The sequence below is a fragment of the Pseudomonas azerbaijanoccidentalis genome, assembly GCF_019145495.1.
Classification (GTDB): domain Bacteria; phylum Pseudomonadota; class Gammaproteobacteria; order Pseudomonadales; family Pseudomonadaceae; genus Aquipseudomonas; species Aquipseudomonas azerbaijanoccidentalis.
This window is the reverse complement of record NZ_JAHSTU010000003.1, coordinates 725,611-743,799: the sequence shown is the minus strand read 5'-3', so window position 1 is coordinate 743,799 and position 18,189 is coordinate 725,611. Positions and strand designations below refer to the sequence as shown.

Below are 18,189 nucleotides of genomic sequence, written 5' to 3'. Positions count from 1 at the left end.
AAAAATGACCTAGGCTCACTCCTTGGCGGTAACACGAGTTGCCAGCCTTCTCAGCCTCACGCTATAGGAGAAGTCAAACATCAACCTTACCCTCAAAAGAACAAGTATTGTTCCCCATAGGAAGTTTATCCTCGACAAAGGTATCGTTAGAGTTCACGTAGCAGGTAGTGACGCCTACCAACTACCTTCTCTCCAAGAGTCGGTAATATCTTCCATACTCTCCGGAAAATTTGTGCTGATGGTGCTAATCAGTCACTCAACCGAAGGCTCGACCACCGGTTGCTTCTACGGAGAGCGGACAGAGTCACTGGCTGAATTCGCGGCTGCCAGCATCTCAACCGAGCTCGCCTCCTTTGAGGGCGGCGAGACGCCGATCGATGACCTGAATTTAGAGGATCAAGTCAACGCCCGCTATTGGAATGACAAATCCTTCCATCAAACACTTCGTCAGACCAGACGGTTCGCCGATGTCGAAGCTTCGAATTACGGCGCTATTTTCTTTGTGGTGGCCAGGACACGATATCGCCATCAGCGTAGTGGGTTTCAGTGCTAAGACTTACAAAGTTCTAGCTGTGCTGTCGGACTATGTCAAATGAATGCTCGACGGTGTAATCGCGCAGCAATGCGATGGTGACGCCCATAGCACCAATCAGGTACCACTTGCAGCGCACATAGTGACAGACCGCGAGCTGGTTACAGTATATGACTCGGCCGGCCTCTGGACTCGGAGCAGCAGGCTAATTACTGAAGCACCTTAATTGAATCTAGGTATACGTTGAAACAAGTTCACTGCTATGCCAACTGCTGGAGATGGAAACCATGAATCTGCAACTCACCGACAAAACAGCCATCATTACGGGTGCGACGGCCGGCATTGGTCTGGCCATCGCTAAAACGTTGGCCAGCGAAGGCGCGGCAGTCACGATCACCGGTAGAAGTAAAGACAAGCTTGACGATGCCGCAGCGCAGATCGCGGCTGTAGCCCCCGGAAGCAACGTCAAGACGATCGTTGCCGATGTGAGCGAAACCCAAGGTGTTGCCAGACTTATCGAAGCACAGCCGGACACAGACATTCTCGTGAACAACCTCGGTTTTTACGAGGCCAAGCCGTTCGCCGATATCACAGATGAAGACTGGCATCAAATGATCGACGTCAACCTGATGTCTGGAGTTCGTCTGTCGCGCCATTACTTTTCACGAATGCTCGCGAAGAATTGGGGTCGCGTGATTTTCATGTCAAGCGAAGTCGGTGCATTCACCCCGCCGGACATGGTGCATTACGGCGTGAGCAAATCAGCGCAGCTTGCCCTTTCCCGGGGAATGGCCGAACTAACCAAGGGTACCGGTGTTACCGTCAACAGCGTGCTGCCGGCGGCCACCCGCTCGGAAGGCATCGTGAGTTACCTAAGGCAGACTGCTCCGAGGCCAGGGATGAGTGATGCCGAGATCGAATCGCACTTTTTCAACACGTATCGACCCAGCTCGCTGATCGCCCGGATGATCGAGGCCGATGAAGTTGCGGCAATGGTTGCCCTTCTGGTCAGCCCGCTTGGTGCCGCATCAAATGGTGCCGCCGTGCGTGTTGAGGGCGGCACTTTTCGTTCAATTCTCTGAGTCGACACCTTGATGTCCAATCTCGGTTTCGTTGACTTTGTGCAAGACAAACCTGGCTGTGCTGGCTTGTACGGTAGCGGATAGCCAAAACGCATCCAGGCTACTTCATGTGCATTGAGTTAACTAATGCTACTCAAAAAAAACAACGGTTCATCATCATGTCCCATCTTCCATTTTCCTTAACCATTCTCACGCTCACAACTGCTATCACTTTCCTCCAAACCGCAAGTGCGGCCGAAGGCATTCGACTGGAGCGCTGGCGTAGTTACGCAGGTGTGAGTTGGGAACCCTCACTTAAAGAGGTTACTGCAGTACCCTTCGTCGACTCGGTAAATGCACCCATTGCCGGGTTGCATTTCGACAACCAAGGTACGGCCTACGTGAGCACTCCCCGCTTGGCCTCAGCGGCTCTCACAGCGACACTGAGCACGCTGGACACCAGCGTGCAAACCGGCCCCGCACGCCTGACAGCATTCCCGTCAGCGCAAGCTAATGCAGTCGCGGGCTCAGCGTCGGATAGCCTGCGAAATGTGCTTGGGTTTTACGTGGATAATCGCAACGGTTGGCTTTGGGCTCTGGACATGGGATTTGTCGCAGGTGAGTTCGAAGCGCCAGCGAATTCTCAGAAGGTGCTAGTACTCGACCTGAAGTCAGGACGCACGGTGAAACGCATTGAACTTGACCAGGTAGCCGACCGCTCCGGGAGCCTTCTGAATGATATCGTGGTCGATGAGCGGCGCCGTGTGGCGTATATATCAGATAGCGGCTCACGCAGTGCGCCGAAAAACAGCGTAGGTCTTATTATCGTGGATTTCTCCTCGGGTAATTCACGGCGTGTATTGGATAGGCACCCTGCGTTGGATGTGGAGCCCGGCGTGAGCGTCATATCTCATGGCGCAGAGGTGTGGCCTGGCAAACCACTGATGATCGGCGTTAACGGAGTGGCGCTGTCCCCGGACGCCGATACCCTTTACTGGACAGCTACAACAGGCACCCGTGCCCGCTCGATTCCTACAGCAATCCTGAGAAAATCCGATTCCACCACCACACAGATCGCAGAGGCAATTGTAGACCTGGGCGCAGTAGGAGGTAACACGGATGGAATCGTCACTGACGCCAAAGGCAATCTCTACATCACCGACGTCACGCGAAATGGCATCGTCAAGTACGACCCCCGAACCAAGGCGATGGCATTGATTGCTTCGGATGACAAAGTGCATTGGCCGGATACGCCATCCTTTATGCCTAACGGCGATCTGCTTTTTACATCAAGCGCACTGAACGACCACCTAGCGGGTTCAGTCAAGCCTGGTACTGAACGTTTTGACCTGTGGCGTCTGTCGATAGGTAAGTAAGACAACTCAGCCAGTTTCGGCACTTGAGCTGATGCGAACCGCTTAAGCAATTTCAATCTTGCACATGTTACTCAACATGCCTGCGTTATTGCCTCGCAATCGTGCCGATCTCTTTTGTGCGTAGCAAAACCAAATTTGGTTTGCCTCGAGAACAGGCAAGCGCCCGAGCATCTGAGGAGAACACTATGAAACAACACAATCCGCCACCGCAGGATTCAGCGGCCAGGCGAATTCTGGTCGGATATCTCGGCCTTTATCCGACGCTTTTGCTGGTTCTGACTTTACTGGGCCCTGTCACCCATCACTTAAGTTTTCCACTCATGGTGCTGGTGGAGGTCGCGGTACTGGTTCCCGTGACCCAGCTCGTGTCTTTTCCGCTCATCAGGTGGCTGCTTTCCCGATTGGAGCGCCCTTAGCGGTGATCTCCTTGATGTTTCACATGAATCCTAAATGCCGATTCAGTCGTGACGCGACAGACATTGAGCGTTTTCGGCGTCAACACTTTTAGCCTGAGGAAAGGACATGCAAACGCTGATGATCAATGGACAGTCGAGGCAAGTCGACGTACCTGAGGATATGCCGCTGCTCTGGGTACTACGCGATGTTCTGGACATGACCGGGACTAAGTATGGTTGTGGGATCGCACAATGCGGCGTCTGCACTGTACATCTCGATGGGCAGCCCATTCGCTCATGCGTGATCCCGGTCGCCGCGGTGGCTGGCCGCCAGATCACCACTATCGAAGCCATTGATGAGACCGCAGTGGGTCAAGCTGTGCAACGAGCCTGGCTGGAGCACGAAGTCGTGCAATGCGGCTACTGCCAGTCCGGGCAAATAATGGCAGCTACCGCCTTGCTGCAGAACAACCCAATGCCGGATGACCAGGCCATCGATACTGCAATGGCAGGCAACCTTTGCCGGTGCGCCACTTACACCCGAATCCGCACTGCCATCAAAAGCGTTGCTCGCAGCTGAAACAGGGAGGAGAACTCGAAATGCCAATGCAGAAAGAATCCACACTTGATATCTCCCGTCGCCGCCTCCTGCAGGGTGGGAGCACCGCCCTCACCGGCCTGATCCTCAGTAGTTGGTTACCACCCCTAGTGTCTAAAAGCGTGGCCGCCGAAGCCGCCACTGCAGGCCGGTTGGGCGATCAGTCCATTGATGGTTTTGGTGCATTTGTGCGTGTTGGCCACGATAGCCGTGTCACCGTGATATCTCCGAAAATCGAAATGGGCCAGGGTATGCAGACTGGCATCGCCATGATGGTAGCCGAGGAGCTTGAGGTAGGCCTTGAGCACGTAACCATTCAGGAAGCGCCACCGAACACTGCGCTGTATGCCGACACGCTGATGCAGTTTCAGGCGACCGGCGGATCCACATCGACACGTTATACTTGGGAGCCGTTGCGCCGTGCGGGCGCCACTGCACGCATCCTGCTCGTGCAAGCGGCCGCACTGCGCTGGCGCGTGGCTCCAAGCTTGTGCCGTGCCGAAAATGGCCGGGTGCTTGGTCCCAATGGCCAAAACGCGAGCTACGGCGAACTGGTCGGAGTGGCTGCAACGCTGCCGCTGCCCACTGAAGTACCTCTGAAGACGCCGGAGCAGTTCAAGCTTTTGGGAACCCCGGCGCGGCGTCTTGATACGCCGTCAAAGGTCAACGGCAAGGCCCGCTTCACCATAGACCTCCAGATCCCCGGCATGTTGGTTGCCTCCACCGTAACCTGCCCGGTGTACGGTGGCCGGCTGCGCTCCGTCGACGACCAGCAGGCTCGCAAGATACTCGGTGTGCGGGATATCGTTCGCCTAGAAAACGCGGTCGCGGTCACCGCCAGCAATTTCTGGGCTTGCCAGCAAGCGCTCAAAGCGCTGCGCATCGAGTGGGATTTGGGAGCGAACGTCAGCATCGATTCGGCGCAACTTGATGAAGCCTTGATCGAGGCCAGCAGCCGGTCTGGCGTCATTGCAAAACGCGAGGGCGATATCGAGCAGGCCCGGCAACAATCGGCCAGTCAGTTCGAGGCCGTCTACGAGCAGGCGATGTTGTCTCATTCGCCACTTGAACCCATCAGTTGCGTGGCCCACGTGCGTCCAGACGGCTGCGACTTGTGGGTTGGAACGCAGGTACCCGTCTTCGCCCAGCAAACCGCAGCGAGGATCACCGGACTGCCCGAGAACAAGATCCAAGTACATAACCAGTTGATTGGCGGCGCATTCGGCCGGCGGCTGGATTTCGACTTCATCACCCAGGCGGTTGCCATCGCTCGGCAGGTCGATTACCCGATCAAACTGATCTGGAGTCGTGAAGAGGATATGACCCACGACCTCTACCGACCTCTGTATGCCGACCGGCTCAACGCTGCGCTCGACCAGCAAGGCCGGCCAATCGGCTGGGAGCACCGTATTGCAGGGGCCTCGGTGCTCGCGCGTTACATCGGTAGCCTACCGTCCAGTGGTGTTGATGCCGATGCCGTAGAGGTAGCGGTGGAGCCCATCTACCACCTGCCGAACTTGCAAGTACGCTATATCCGCGAGGAGCCAGGAGTGGTGCCTGTTTCCTGGTGGCGAGGGGTCGGCCCGCTACGCAGTACCTATGCACTTGAATGCTTTATCGACGAGCTTGCACATAACGCCAAGGCTGATCCGGTGACCTACCGGTTGAGCCTGATGGAGCGCCAGCCTCGCGCGCAGGCAGTGTTACGCCTGCTCGCCGAGAAAACAGGCTGGGGTCAACCCTTACCCGCCGGGCAAGGGCGAGGCATCGCGGTTAGCGCGGTGTTCGGCAGCTACGTGGCAACGATGGTGGAATTGGAGATGCAGGGCGAGACGGCGTTTCGCATCAAGCGGTTAGTCAGCGCCGTGGACTGCGGCCTCGTCATAAACCCGACTTCGGTCACTGCCCAGATCGAAGGCGGGACGTTGTTCGGCCTGTCCGCCTCACTGTTCAACGAGATCCTGATCAAGAACGGCCAGGTGCAGCAAACCAATTTCCATAGCTACCGGCAGTTGCGTATCAGTGAAGCGCCCCCAGTGGAGGTGCACTTGATCAGCAGCTTGGAAACACCGGGCGGAATAGGTGAAGCCGGCACCGCCCTGATCGGCCCGGCCTTGGTCAACGCACTTTTCGCAGCCAGCGGAAAACGCATCCGTCGGCTGCCGCTGAGTCGCATGGGCTATTACCCGGTTTAAGGAAACCTTTATGAAGCTAACAAACATCCTGCTGGCGTTTTTTACGGGCACGCTCGTTGCTCACTCGGCGCAGGCGCAAGAGGACCTGATCCGTCAAGGCGAATACCTGGCACGCGCCGCCGACTGTGTGGCTTGCCACACAGTACCGGGTGGCAAAGCTTTTGCCGGTGGTGTCGAGTTCAAGTTGCCGTTCGGCTCGCTATTTTCCCCGAACATCACACCAGACAAGGAAACCGGCATCGGCAACTGGACTGACGACGAGTTCGTCAGCGCGCTGCAAAAAGGTGTCGGGCGTGACGGCAAACACTATTACCCGGCTTTCCCTTACACGTCTTACAGCAAGATGTCTCGCGATGAAATCCTAACCATCAAGGCCTACCTCGGCAGCCTGGAGCCGGTACAGCAAGCCGCGCGCGAAAACGACATCGGCTTCCCATTCAACCAACGCTGGGGAATGTTCTTCTGGAACCTGCTGTTTCATGACGATGAGCAATTTCAGGTCGACAACCAGCGCTCCACAGAGTGGAACCGTGGCAAATATCTGGTGGAGGGGCCTGGACACTGTGGAGAATGTCACTCCCCGCGCAACCTGTTCCAAGCGGTGAGCAGCGACCGTTCCCTGGCTGGCAATCTGATCCAGGGCTGGAATGCCTATAACATCAGTTCCGATCCGGTGCACGGCATCGGTGCCTGGCCCACCGAGGTGCTGGCTGACTACTTGAAAGAAGGCATGGCGCCTGGTTGGGGCGTAGCTGGCGGCCCGATGGCCGAAGTGGTTGAGCACAGTCTGCGCCACATGACAGATGCCGATCGGCAGGCGATTGCGGTGTACCTGAAGAACACACCGGCGCGCAGCGAAGGGGTGGCACGCCCGGCGCCGACCACGATGACGGAGAAAGGAGATGACAACGCGCTGGGCCGCAAGCTGTTCGCCGATGCCTGTGCCAGCTGTCACCGTTGGGACGGCAGCGGCAACCAGAGTCTGGCAGCCACGCTGATCGGGCTGAAGACCGTCAATGATCCTGCAGCCAGTAATCTGTTGGGTATGCTGCTCAGTGGGCACGGCTCACGAGATACACCAGTTGATCGTCGGATGCCATCGTTTGGCACCCTCTATAACGATCAGGAACTTGCGGCATTGTCGCGCCTGATCCTCAGCCGCTTCGGTAACAATGAGGCGCACGTATCTGAACAAGCGGTCGCCAAGCGACGCACCGAGTCCCTGCATTGACTGGAGGTTGACCATGTCAAGTATAGACGCGCTGCTCGATGCATTGCAGACAGCACAAGACGGTGGCCAGGATTGTGTCCTGGCCACCGTCGTCAAGGTCGAAGGGTCCGCTTACCGGCGCACGGGCGCTCGTATGCTGGTTTCGTGTTTTGGACGCGCCGAAGGAACCATCAGTGGCGGCTGCCTGGAAGCGGCTGTGGCAAAAAAAGCTTGGTGGCTGACGGAGTCCGGGCCGGTGGTGCGCAGCTACAGCACAGCCATCGAAGATGATGATAGCGATGAGGCACTAAGTTTCGGCCTAGGCTGTAATGGCAAGGTACACGTCCTGTTCGAGCGTATGTCCTGCAGCGCTCCTTGCTTACTGACCGACGCATTGAAGCAGGTACGCGATTCGCGGCAGCCCGCCGCACTCGCGACGGTCATTGCCAGTCATCCACTGGGGTTGCACGTGACGGGTGAACGCTTGTTACTGATGTCGGGGCAAACGGTCACGGGCGATATACCTCGCAACGCTCTCGCCGGTCAGATCGGCACCGATTTGCAAAAGGTTCTGCAGCAGAAGAAATCCTCTCTGCACCACTACATCGATGGCCATGAAAAGATCGAGGTATTCCTGGAATACCTGCCTCCTGCTCGCCGGTTGGTGATTTTTGGCGGAGGTCATGACGCTCAACCTCTCGTGCGCATGGCGAAAATGCTGGGTTGGCATGTGTCAGTGGTCGATAGCCGGGCACATTTCGCGCGCCCTGAGCGTTTCCCCGAGGCCGACCTCGTAATGGTGGGCGATATCAGCCGTCCATTTGCCTATGGCGAACTGGTTGAACAGGCCGCGGTGGCCATTATGACCCACAGTCTGATTCAGGATGCGCATTGGCTAGATGGCGTACTGCAGTGCCAGCCAAGCTACATTGGCCAGTTGGGCCCCCGCGACAGAACCGAACGCCTACTCACCGATATCACTAGCCGCCGGGGAGCGCTGTCAACGCTCGACCTTCTGCACTACCCCATTGGGTTGGACCTGGGCGGAGATACCCCGGAAAGCGTAGCCATAGCTGTACTGGCGGAGATCCAGGCAAGTCTAAGTGGCAGATCAGGCGGACATTTACGGCTTAGGCCTACAAAGATCCATGACATAGATTCGTTTGCCGTCAGCAGCCTAGTTAAAAGAGAAGTTAGCGAAGAGGTCCATCAGCCATTCGCCATAAATCGTTGACGATTCATCTAACAAGGAATAATTCATCATGAACCATGAAATACGAGTAGTTGCGGTACTGCTGGCGCGGGAAGGGAAAGAGGATCAGGTCGAACAGATATTGCGCGCCTGCATCCAACCATCGAGAGCCGAAGCTGGCTGCCTAGCGTACACACTGCATCGAAGCATCGATCAACCGGGGCAGTTCGTGTTCTTCGAACGCTGGAGTAGTCGAGAAGCGATAGATTTACATCGTCAGATGCACCATTACAAAACACTGTCCGATGCCCTTATCGATATGCTGATCGACCGCAAGGTGCTCCTCCTGGAGGAGATTCCTAACAGTCCGGAATCACTGTCCAGCTCAGGCAACATGAGTTGAATATCGACCGACATGGCCGACGTTTTCGTAAGCTTCGGCTGAGTCTCACGGCTGCCTGCAACTTTGCCTGCACCTATTGTGTGGCAGATGGTCGGCGTCTGGTCGCGGCGCGTGACGAGCTGACAGCTCAAGCCATGCTCAGCGCCGTCAGGCTATTGAAGAACGTCGCCGGTATAAATGCCCTGCGCATTACCGGTGGCGAACCTTTACTCAGTGACAGGCTCGAACCTTTTCTCCTAGGGTTGGACACGCTGGGATTGGGGGACATCAGCCTCACCACCAATGGTCAGCTACTTACGCGTAAACTACCACTGTTAGTGCGCGCCGGTGTCCGGCGACTTAACGTTTCGCTCGATACGCTCAATCCCGACACCTTTGGACACATCGCCAGAGGGGGCGATCTGAATAGCATCTTGCTGGGATTAGAACAGGCGCGGAAAGCCGGCATCGCGATCAAAATCAATATGGTCCCCATGCAAGACCTAAATCTGGATCAGGTCCTACCGATGCTGCAATTCTGCTTGGAACAAGGTTACGAGCTGCGCTTTATAGAACTGATGCGCATGGGCCATCTGGCGGAAAACCCCAGGGCCTTTCGTAATCGTTACGTGGGGCATGGGGAGCTATTGGATCTTGTCAAAAAGCGCTTTGAATTCGTGCCGGTCGGCGCGCCTAAGGATTCCACCGCGCTCCGATACAAAGTGGGCGATCTGGGAACTTTTGGAATCATTGCTAATGAAAGCGCTCCGTTCTGCCGAAGTTGCAATCGTCTGCGTCTATCATCTACTGGCTGGTTATACGGATGCCTATCGTCGAATCGCGGCCACTACATAGGAGACCTGTTGCAGCAGCCTGAAAATCATACCAACTCGCAACTGGAGAAGTTACTAGCCTATGCCCTAGCGGACAAACAGGAGACTGAGTTTACCGGCAGCGCACTCATCATGAAGTCAGTGGGCGGGTAAGGTTGCTCGCCACACTTTAAAACTCATCCGCTTCCAGAAAATTTCACATTGCCTAAAAGCGCTCAAGTTCTAACATCTTGCGCCTCCCTTTGTTGGTGATAGCCTACCTAGCAGCCGTCCTTTTAGGCTGGTAAACACATGCAAGACAGTAGAGCCATTCCCCAACACCCCCCGTGCAACACAGCCCAAGGCGCAAGGTGGCTGGAAGTTAAGTCTCATATCCCCCCCAAAACCCTTGAGTTTGACAGCGACCCCAGACTCCAATGAAGAGGTCTCATTTCGGTAGTTAATGCAGACACATAGTATTGTTTACAATGTAGAGGCAATGCTCGAGAAACGTACAGCATCTAAACTTGCATGCGCTAATGACTCAGCGAGATCTAAGAGCATTGATTTATAAAGCCTTCGCCCAGTGTTGCCACGATTACATGATTGAAAAGCGATGGAATGTAAGTTATAGGCCGGAAGAATTGGATCGGGACTGATCCGCCACCTCTCGGGTCAAAAAGTCGATCAATGCACGGGCTGCTGCCGACAATTGCCGATGGGGAGGATAAATCACCGAGAATGGTCTGGAGCGTCCCCCCGACTTTTCGAGCAGCGGCACCAAACGCCCCGTTCTAATTCGATCACGGACGATAAAATCGTAGGTCTGGCAGATACCCAAGCCATGCTCAGCCAACGACACAATACCCAGTACGTCGTCAGACACTTGAACTGATGCTTCTGGTATCAACTCACAATCGATCCCTTGTTCACGAAATAGCCAAGGCCCGACCCGCCCGCTGCTGGGCATGACAAAGGGCAGGCACGCATGTGACGCCAAATCTTCCACGCGTTGCGGTATGCCGGCGCGATCCAGGTAACTCGGTGCGGCAACCAGACATAGGCGCGCATCTTCAAGTTTTCGCCCAATGAGACCACTGTCAGGTAATTGCCCAAGACGGATAGCCAAGTCGTAGCCTTCAGCCACCAGGTCAACATTGCGATTGATGATGTTCAACTCGATGCGAACAAAAGGAGACTGTTGGGTAAAGCGGCTCAGCAATGCCGGCAGTCGATAGTGTCCGTAGGTAGTAGGTACGCTGAGCCGTACAAGGCCATTGAGCGCGCCCTCCTGCCCCCGCATTGCCCGCTCCGCATCATCGATCAGTGCGAAAGCCGCACGCGACTGTTCGAGGTAAAGTTGACCCGCTTCGGTCAGGCTCAGTCGCCGCGTGGTGCGTCGCAATAACTGCACCCCCAGACGAGACTCCAGTCGGGAAATCGCTCGGCTGACAACCGAGGCGGTAGTCGCCAGCGCTACAGCACCTGCGCTCATAGACCCCTTATCCACCGAGGTTACAAACACCTCGACGTCAGCGAGATAATCGAATCGACGACTCACTTGAACCTCCAAAGAATAATTCATTTCCCTTGTGCGATTCTATCGCTGATGGAGCCATGAATATAGTCAGCGCAACCTGTAAGCAGATGCTAGACGACAAATATTTTTGGAACTAAGGCACATCACTAATCCCAATCGCCAATCGCCAATCGCCAATCGCCAATCGCCAATCGTGGGGCTACAGCACATGAATTATCTAGTAATACAAAATAACTCTAACTGGTAGATATCCTTGAAACCCAACCTAGAGAAGCTCTGACACGTCTGACGACGCATCGGCCAAGTGAAACTCCTGAAATTTTTCGGCCGTTTAATCACGTGAGGAGTGTTGATCGGCTCCTTATTTCTGCACCGCCAGAATGATCGTTTTGGCATAAAATCTGACGAATATAACTCAATGCTAAACCGTATGAGATTTAGGATATTGACTCCACAAACCTAGAGTATGCATAAATGAGACAACTGCAAACCACCGCTGTGAGCATTATTCTCGCTGGAACATCAGCGTTAGCTTTTGCTGAATCGTTCACTATTCGAAGTGCAGAACTTGAAAATGGTGCGTTCAACGAAGCGAACATGTTGAGTGAACCCTACGGCTTTGGTTGTACCGGCAAAAATGTTACACCATCATTTTCTTGGAGTAACGCCCCTGCTGGAACCAAAAGCTTTGTTCTTACCATCTACGACCGCGATGCACCAACGGGAATAGGCTGGACACATTGGGTTGTTGCAAATATACCGGCCTCGGTGAATAGCCTTCCCACTGGCATTGATGCGAGTGGCAAAAATTTACCTAAAGGCGCTCTTCAGTCACGAACTGATTTTGGTGTATCTGGCTACGGAGGACCTTGCCCGCCTAAGGGATCGACACATAATTTTGAAATAACTCTAACCGCCCTGAAAATAGATGTGCTGCCTCATGTGAGTGCTGAATCCACACCTGCACTGGTGGGATACTTCACTAAAGCTAATGCCATTGGGGAAGCCAAATTAACAATTGCCCAAGGACGGTAAAAACTATATCTGCAGGGTGCCCCCCTACCCTTAAGTACACTCTGCAGTGGTAATTTAATCCCGCACTTGACTCGACCTGAGCTGGCGCCAGCCCACCGTTGAATTGATAAGATCGAATCCAATTGTATCGATTTATTAGGATATGACTGTTGTACCGATAGAGTTTCTGAATCGTTCGGTAGCCCGTGGAAGGCATCTACTCAGCTTTCAATCCCACGATTCAAGTTTTCCGGGATCTCTAGCCGGTCCGCCGTAGTTTTTATTTGCATGCTCGCTGTATGCTCACGATTGGTAGCTAGCGCCTAAAATTGCGGACCTAGAAACGCCACGCTGCTCTGCATCTTTAGGCATAACACAGATTATGCTACAGCTGGCCACTGTACTACACAGTGTGTGTGTGAACAGTTCATAGACAACCAGGCGGCGCAGCTAAAGTCGCTTAAGATCAGTAGTTCACTCCCTAGACTGACTATAGGCGCAGTAACAAGACCAGACGATCTTGAATCACGTTGTACAGCTAATCTACAACTATTTGAACGCCGACATTACAAATCAGTGCGAACGTTAGTGATCTTCCGAAATTAAGAGCACGATAGACTTATTGAATACCGACTTCTTCAGCTTAAGACGAGCCACCTGAGACAGCAACTTTTCAATGTTTTGATGTTCCGGCTTCCGAGATTCGCTATGCGGCTACCATCTTCTCGCCATTAGATTAAGACATAATTATAAACTCGGCAGCCTCGCGTTTCAATTCAGCAAAAAATAAAACTCGTTTCGTAGTCATCTGACACCGTTATCTGGCGAGCATTTCCGTCCAGATGGGTATTGGTGTTTATCAGACCACTACTCTCCTCGTCCGTGACCAAATTGTTCACAGATCGAATCCCTGAAGGGTTAAGTCCGAACTTTTTACGAAAACGAAATGAAAAGCGTGAACTACATTCGTATCCCACCTCGCAGGCAACGGAAGTGATTGGAAAATCGGTAAACTGAAGCAGAGTCAATGCTCGAGACATACGGACATCTGTGAGTAGTTCTTGGAAATGCGTGCCTTCCGTGACCAACCTACGCCTCATCGTGGCCACGCTCATTCCCAACTTCTGAGCAACGTCAGTAGCCGTCCACCCTTCCCCTGGGTTGCTATTAATCAACAGTCTCACTTTTAGGCTGACATTGCTTATATAACTAAGGCTAAAATAGCCACCGTGGTGATCAAGCCAAGCGAGCAATTCAAATAACCTAGAACGGACAACCTCGCTAGGAAACTCACTCTTGGACTTGACGCCTGCGCAAGCATGGTTAAAAGAATCGAGCATTGCTGAGTAATCCGGGTGTATTACCTTTAATTCGGCTATACGTTGCCCCGTCGGTCTACGCTCAAGAAAGTCTCTCACAACATCATCTTCACAAATTAGCCATTCAGCTTTATATACACCACCTGACGCGCAAGGTGTATTAATCTCATCAAAAGTTTGTCCAGCCGCAAAGGCAACTAGATCCCCCTCTTGAACTAAGACCTCTTTACCCGCCCAACGTAAACACTTTTGTCCACTTCGGACAGCCAGCAACGTGGAAGCCTTTAGGTGAACCTTGCGGAAATGCAGCTGCCTTGATTGAGTGATGCGTACGCTCGCCCCTGATCCAGTCGGTTGAATTTCATTGCAACTCATGGTGACCTTCCTCGCACTAAGAGCAGATGGGGGGGGGGGGCAGATAGCACAACCCACTTGATCGGTGAACCTGCACTCTACTTTTTCGCTTCGATCTTAGACCACGAGGTCATTACGACCACCTGACCTCACACACTCCATCTATTTACCGCGAGCGTTATCCTTCGGGCGAAGACATGGATGCTCAGGTCCATTCCAACCCCCGCGGGTATCAGTGCAGACTACATCTTGCCGTTGAAAAATCATGCTGCCCCTGCTTCAATGCCCACACGAGCCGCAGTGATCGACAGCTACAGAGAAACGCCTGTTCCAAGACGTGCTCAACGGTAGCGTGACCGTTCCCAAACGTTGGGACTTCGATTTCAGTCACCTTCACCAAACCTTGCAGGCGCTCAAGCTAGGTGGCGAAAGTAGCAAGTGGATTGTCGACTGAACGATCCAATGTCCAACCCGTTCGACCAGCCATAAAACGACAGCGCCTTAGGCTCCTGACGTGGAGCTCGGCCCGCAGCTGCAGCATGATCCGATAGCGGCGCGGTGGTTATGCCTCAGCGAAGGTTTCCTTTTTTTCCAGCCAATCGATCATCAACTCGCCCCAAGCGATATCGGCCTGCATAGCTTCTTTGGCTTTGGCCGAGTCACGGGTACGCAAGCCGTCTAGCACTTCGAAATGCTTGTGTTTGGCGCTGGCCAACTCTCGCTTGGGCACCTCGGCATGGAACCTGCTGAGCAGCGGCCCCATGATGACCCACATGTTTTCCAGGGTTTTCGACACCACGGGCATCCGCGCCGCAGAAATCAAACCAAAGTGAAACTCCCGGTTGAGCAACGCTGCTTGCTTGTAGTCGACCGCGACGGCCTTTTGAAAAGCATCCTGAATCGCTTCGAGCTTTTCGATTTCGGGCCGAGTAATGCGCTGGGCGGCCACGCCTGCTGCCTCGCCTTCAAGCAAATGGCGGATTAACTGGATTTCACGCAGTTGACTGACCGTCAGCTCCGGCACATAGATCGAGGTCGCCGCTTTCATGTCCAGCGCATGGTCGCTGACCAGACGGAAGATTGCTTCCCGCACAGGGGTGATCGACACACCGAATTCCTCGGCCAACTTACTAATGCGCAGCCGGTCGCCGGGTTGGTACTGCCCGTCCATCAACGCGGTGCGAATAATGGAATACACCTGTTCGCTCAAGTTGCCTTTATCAATGGGCTTATGCACGGTCACGGTTACTCGATCTCCAGATTCAATAAAGGTGCGCCGGCTTGGCAGCTTGACTGACCTGCAGGCCTCAAGCGCTGATAACGCATCATACATCATCGGCTTACTACCGCTACTGCACCTGAGATGCATCACCATCTTGACGAACTCTCGCTTTGAGGATATATCATATATCACAACAAAATTATAAGGGAAAAAAGCAATGCCTATCACCGGTAAAACCCGAATCGTGGTTCATCTGACATACCCTGCCAAGCACCTGCGCACCCCCGAATTTTTCAACCCGCTGCTGGAGCGGCTGGGCCATGACGGCGTGCTGGTGCCCTGGGAAGTCTCACCGGCCAACCTCCCCAAAGCATGGGAAGGTTTGCGCGGGATAGAAAATCTGGCGGGAGTGATTGTCACCGTGCCGCACAAGCTTGAAGTTGCGAAATTGTGCGATGAACTCAAAGGCACGGCCAGTCTGTTGCAAGTATGCAACGTCGCCAAACGCCTGCCAGACGGCCGCTTCAGCGGGCGCATGTTCGATGGCGACGGCTTTGTCGCCGGCCTGAAAAAGCAGGGCCATGACCTGACTGAAAAACGCGTGCTGTTGCTGGGAGCGGGTGGCGCCGCGACCGGCATTGCCCATGCGTTGCTTGCCGAAGCTATTCAAGAACTGGTGATCAGCAACCGCACGCCGGCCAAGGCCGAAGCGCTGGCCCAAGAGATGCGCCAAATGTTCCCCGGTCGGCAGATCAATGCCGGGGCAGCCGACGCCACTGGTTTCGATGTTGTGATCAACGGCACCGCTTTGGGCCTTAAAACTCAGGACCCGTTACCGCTGCCCGTCGAGACACTCGCACCCGGCACTGTAGTCGGCGAAGTGGTGATGAACCCTGACATCACGCCGCTGCTAAGCGCTGCCGCCGAGCGTGGCTGCGTCATCCATAAAGGTGCGCACATGGTCACCGGCCAGATCGATCTACTGGCCGAGTTTTTGTTTTCCAAAACCGGCGTTTGACACTCCCTTCTCTGTGTAAAGGAAATACCATGAAAAAAATTGCAATCGTCACCGGCGGTGGCTCCGGCATCGGCCTGGCCACGGCACAACGCCTGCACGCCGACGGCTATGAAGTGTTCACCGTCGGGCTCGGCGAACCCGAGCAGCGAGTAGAGGGCATCCATTATCAGGAACTGGACGTCATCAACGACGAGGCGGTGACGCGCTTCTTCGAGCAGTTCGAGCGAGTCGACGCCATCGTCAATGCCGCCGGCATCATTGACCACAACCATGAGTGGGAGTTGGACGGCTTCAGCCGTGTCATGGACGTCAACCTCACGGCCGTGATGCGCATCACCAACGCTGCTCTCCCCGGCCTGAAAGCCGCTCGCGGTGCGGTGGTGAACTTTGCCTCGATGCATGGGATTTTTGGTTCCGCGAAGACCCCCGCCTACGCGTCGAGTAAAGCCGCCATCTCAGAGCTGACGCGCTGCATGGCCGTGGCCTGGGCGACCGATGGCGTGCGCGCGAATGCCGTTGCGCCGGGTTGGATTCTCACCAACCTGTCGCGGCGAGCCTTTGAAGATCCGGCACGCTCGGTAGGGATCATGGCGCGTATTCCGATGAAAACTTGGGGCGCGCCACAAGACGTGGCCAATGTGATCGCCTTCCTGGTCTCTGAAGATGCACGCTACGTGACGGGCACGACGCTTCCGGTCGATGGAGGGTATTCGGTCGCCTGACGTCATCTCGTCGATTGAGTACTTGACCACCTAAAAACATCATATATCATGCATCAAACAAGATCGAGCACTCGGCAATCTGCCGTAGAGCTTCGGATAACAATACGCAGTGAAGTGAGAGGTGCTGAATGAATCTGGTTTTTGGCTCGCCCGGACGCTACATCCAGGGCACTGAAGTGCTCGCCCAAGCGGGCACTTATCTGGCGCACTGCGGACGCAGGGCCGTGGTGGTGATCGACAGCTATGTGCTAGGTCTGATCCGCCAACGACTCGATGACACTTGTGCGCAATCCGACGTCGAGTTGCACTACATCACGTTCGACGGCGAGATCACCGCGGACGGAATAGCTGCCTTGAGAGCGTCGACTGCAGAGGTCGGGTTCGACATGATCCTCGCAGTCGGTGGCGGCAAATGCATCGACGCCGGCAAAGCCCTCGCCCACACCTCGGGTCGTACACTAATTACCATGCCGACGGTGGCCTCCAACGATGCACCCACGTCGAAAAACTATGTGGTCTACGACGCTCATCATCAACTCAGTGAAGTAGGTCACCTGCTCGTCAGCCCTCGCTACGTGTTAGTGGACACCTCACTGATTGCCCAGGCACCTCGTCAGTTTTTGCTAGCCGGGATTGCCGATGCGCTGACCAAAAAGTTCGAAGCCGAGCAGTGCTATAAGTCCGGTGGCGTGAATATGTTTGGCGCCCGCCCGGCGCTCTCGGGCTTGGTCCTGGCGCGCGAGTGCTACCACATCGTTCGACAATACGCCGAACCGGCGCTGGCGCAGGCCGGCACTGGCGAGGTAACGGTTGCCTTTGATCACTTGATTGAAGCGGTGCTGTTGATGAGCGGCCTAGGGTTCGAAAGCGGCGGCCTGTCCATTGCCCACGCGATGACGCGCGGCCTGTCGAAAATCCCCGGTGCGCAACAGCAGGTTCACGGCTGGCAAGTAGCTTATGGCTTGCTCGTGCAGTTAGTGCTTGAAGATCGCAATGCCGAACTCATGGGTGACATGTTGAGCTTCTATCAACGCATCGGCCTGCCCCGCAACTTGGCCGAACTGGGCGTACTCAGCATCGATGATTCGGTGTTGATGCAAGTGGCCGAGCCCACCTTGAAAGCGCCTCACGCTCGCAATTTCCTCTCGGTATCGGGCGACGCACTGTCGTGCGACGAACTGATCGGGGCGATGCGCGCACTGGAAGACCTGACCCACTGAGCACTACTCAAAAGCGCCGTTGAACCC

General features: G+C 54.8%; 17 protein-coding genes. 14 read left to right on the top strand and 3 right to left on the bottom strand.

The features are described 5' to 3' along the window. Window positions 1-238: 238 nt before the first annotated feature. The 10 genes from KVG88_RS14115 to KVG88_RS14070 all read left to right on the top strand — a co-directional run bounded on the left by KVG88_RS14115 (window position 239) and on the right by KVG88_RS14070 (window position 9,927). Window positions 239-553 (top strand): type 1 glutamine amidotransferase family protein, encoded by a 315-nt coding sequence (locus KVG88_RS14115; protein WP_217871809.1) that lies wholly within the window; start codon window positions 239-241, stop codon window positions 551-553. 266 nt (window positions 554-819) lie between these two features. Next, window positions 820-1,614, top strand: a complete 795-nt coding sequence (locus tag KVG88_RS14110) for an SDR family NAD(P)-dependent oxidoreductase (protein WP_217871808.1) — start codon at window positions 820-822, stop codon at window positions 1,612-1,614. A 107-nt stretch (window positions 1,615-1,721) separates the two neighbouring features. Then, window positions 1,722-2,969, top strand: coding sequence for an L-dopachrome tautomerase-related protein (locus KVG88_RS14105; RefSeq protein ID WP_217871807.1), 1,248 nt, complete (start codon window positions 1,722-1,724; stop codon window positions 2,967-2,969). A 185-nt stretch (window positions 2,970-3,154) separates the two neighbouring features. Beyond that, window positions 3,155-3,385, top strand: coding sequence for a hypothetical protein (locus tag KVG88_RS14100; RefSeq protein WP_217871806.1), 231 nt, complete (start codon window positions 3,155-3,157; stop codon window positions 3,383-3,385). Window positions 3,386-3,491: 106 nt separating this feature from the next. Further along, a complete protein-coding gene (locus tag KVG88_RS14095; protein ID WP_217871805.1) occupies window positions 3,492-3,944 on the top strand; it encodes a (2Fe-2S)-binding protein in 453 nt (150 codons plus the stop codon). A gap of 20 nt (window positions 3,945-3,964) precedes the next feature. Continuing rightward, on the top strand, window positions 3,965-6,157 hold the full coding sequence (locus tag KVG88_RS14090) for a xanthine dehydrogenase family protein molybdopterin-binding subunit (RefSeq protein ID WP_217871804.1): 2,193 nt from the start codon (window positions 3,965-3,967) through the stop codon (window positions 6,155-6,157). Window positions 6,158-6,167: 10 nt separating this feature from the next. Next, window positions 6,168-7,388: a cytochrome c gene (locus tag KVG88_RS14085; protein WP_217871803.1), complete on the top strand. Its 1,221-nt coding sequence runs from the start codon at window positions 6,168-6,170 to the stop codon at window positions 7,386-7,388. 13 nt (window positions 7,389-7,401) lie between these two features. Further along, window positions 7,402-8,601, top strand: coding sequence for an XdhC family protein (locus KVG88_RS14080; RefSeq protein ID WP_217871802.1), 1,200 nt, complete (start codon window positions 7,402-7,404; stop codon window positions 8,599-8,601). Window positions 8,602-8,629: 28 nt separating this feature from the next. Next, the gene (locus tag KVG88_RS14075; protein ID WP_217871801.1) at window positions 8,630-8,962 is read left to right on the top strand and encodes a putative quinol monooxygenase; all 333 of its coding nucleotides are present in this window, start codon (window positions 8,630-8,632) and stop codon (window positions 8,960-8,962) included. Then, the gene (locus KVG88_RS14070) at window positions 8,959-9,927 is read left to right on the top strand and encodes a GTP 3',8-cyclase MoaA (protein ID WP_217871800.1); all 969 of its coding nucleotides are present in this window, start codon (window positions 8,959-8,961) and stop codon (window positions 9,925-9,927) included. Before KVG88_RS14075 ends, KVG88_RS14070 begins: the two co-directional genes overlap by 4 nt. Before the next feature lie 454 nt (window positions 9,928-10,381). On the opposite strand, the gene KVG88_RS14065 is transcribed toward KVG88_RS14070, so the two are convergent. Next, window positions 10,382-11,314, bottom strand: a complete 933-nt coding sequence (locus KVG88_RS14065; RefSeq protein ID WP_217871799.1) for a LysR family transcriptional regulator — start codon at window positions 11,312-11,314, stop codon at window positions 10,382-10,384. A gap of 453 nt (window positions 11,315-11,767) precedes the next feature. On the opposite strand from KVG88_RS14065, the gene KVG88_RS14060 reads away from it, so the two are divergent. Next, the gene (locus tag KVG88_RS14060; protein WP_217871798.1) at window positions 11,768-12,328 is read left to right on the top strand and encodes a YbhB/YbcL family Raf kinase inhibitor-like protein; all 561 of its coding nucleotides are present in this window, start codon (window positions 11,768-11,770) and stop codon (window positions 12,326-12,328) included. A 755-nt stretch (window positions 12,329-13,083) separates the two neighbouring features. On the opposite strand, the gene KVG88_RS14055 is transcribed toward KVG88_RS14060, so the two are convergent. Continuing rightward, window positions 13,084-14,001 (bottom strand): helix-turn-helix transcriptional regulator, encoded by a 918-nt coding sequence (locus KVG88_RS14055; RefSeq protein WP_217871797.1) that lies wholly within the window; start codon window positions 13,999-14,001, stop codon window positions 13,084-13,086. 541 nt (window positions 14,002-14,542) lie between these two features. Continuing rightward, window positions 14,543-15,355, bottom strand: a complete 813-nt coding sequence (locus tag KVG88_RS14050) for a GntR family transcriptional regulator (protein ID WP_225933985.1) — start codon at window positions 15,353-15,355, stop codon at window positions 14,543-14,545. A 64-nt stretch (window positions 15,356-15,419) separates the two neighbouring features. Between KVG88_RS14050 and KVG88_RS14045 the strand changes: the two genes are divergently transcribed. From KVG88_RS14045 to KVG88_RS14035, 3 genes are all read left to right on the top strand, one after another. Next, a complete protein-coding gene (locus KVG88_RS14045; protein ID WP_217871796.1) occupies window positions 15,420-16,220 on the top strand; it encodes a shikimate dehydrogenase family protein in 801 nt (266 codons plus the stop codon). A 29-nt stretch (window positions 16,221-16,249) separates the two neighbouring features. Further along, on the top strand, window positions 16,250-16,942 hold the full coding sequence (locus KVG88_RS14040; RefSeq protein WP_217871795.1) for an SDR family NAD(P)-dependent oxidoreductase: 693 nt from the start codon (window positions 16,250-16,252) through the stop codon (window positions 16,940-16,942). Between the two features lie 128 nt (window positions 16,943-17,070). Continuing rightward, window positions 17,071-18,162 (top strand): glycerol dehydrogenase, encoded by a 1,092-nt coding sequence (locus tag KVG88_RS14035; RefSeq protein WP_217871794.1) that lies wholly within the window; start codon window positions 17,071-17,073, stop codon window positions 18,160-18,162. The last annotated feature ends 27 nt before the right edge of the window (window positions 18,163-18,189 follow it).

What these genes read in the sequence shown, in the direction of transcription:
- KVG88_RS14115 (WP_217871809.1), top strand. Translation starts at nt 239, where the DNA reads ATGGTGCTAATCAGTCACTCAACCGAAGGCTCGACCACCGGTTGCTTC.
- KVG88_RS14110 (WP_217871808.1), top strand. Translation starts at nt 820, where the DNA reads ATGAATCTGCAACTCACCGACAAAACAGCCATCATTACGGGTGCGACG.
- KVG88_RS14105 (WP_217871807.1), top strand. Translation starts at nt 1,722, where the DNA reads ATGTGCATTGAGTTAACTAATGCTACTCAAAAAAAACAACGGTTCATC.
- KVG88_RS14100 (WP_217871806.1), top strand. Translation starts at nt 3,155, where the DNA reads ATGAAACAACACAATCCGCCACCGCAGGATTCAGCGGCCAGGCGAATT.
- KVG88_RS14095 (WP_217871805.1), top strand. Translation starts at nt 3,492, where the DNA reads ATGCAAACGCTGATGATCAATGGACAGTCGAGGCAAGTCGACGTACCT.
- KVG88_RS14090 (WP_217871804.1), top strand. Translation starts at nt 3,965, where the DNA reads ATGCCAATGCAGAAAGAATCCACACTTGATATCTCCCGTCGCCGCCTC.
- KVG88_RS14085 (WP_217871803.1), top strand. Translation starts at nt 6,168, where the DNA reads ATGAAGCTAACAAACATCCTGCTGGCGTTTTTTACGGGCACGCTCGTT.
- KVG88_RS14080 (WP_217871802.1), top strand. Translation starts at nt 7,402, where the DNA reads ATGTCAAGTATAGACGCGCTGCTCGATGCATTGCAGACAGCACAAGAC.
- KVG88_RS14075 (WP_217871801.1), top strand. Translation starts at nt 8,630, where the DNA reads ATGAACCATGAAATACGAGTAGTTGCGGTACTGCTGGCGCGGGAAGGG.
- KVG88_RS14060 (WP_217871798.1), top strand. Translation starts at nt 11,768, where the DNA reads ATGAGACAACTGCAAACCACCGCTGTGAGCATTATTCTCGCTGGAACA.
- KVG88_RS14055 (WP_217871797.1), bottom strand. Translation starts at nt 14,001, where the DNA reads ATGAGTTGCAATGAAATTCAACCGACTGGATCAGGGGCGAGCGTACGC.
- KVG88_RS14050 (WP_225933985.1), bottom strand. Translation starts at nt 15,355, where the DNA reads ATGGTGATGCATCTCAGGTGCAGTAGCGGTAGTAAGCCGATGATGTAT.
- KVG88_RS14045 (WP_217871796.1), top strand. Translation starts at nt 15,420, where the DNA reads ATGCCTATCACCGGTAAAACCCGAATCGTGGTTCATCTGACATACCCT.
- KVG88_RS14040 (WP_217871795.1), top strand. Translation starts at nt 16,250, where the DNA reads ATGAAAAAAATTGCAATCGTCACCGGCGGTGGCTCCGGCATCGGCCTG.
- KVG88_RS14035 (WP_217871794.1), top strand. Translation starts at nt 17,071, where the DNA reads ATGAATCTGGTTTTTGGCTCGCCCGGACGCTACATCCAGGGCACTGAA.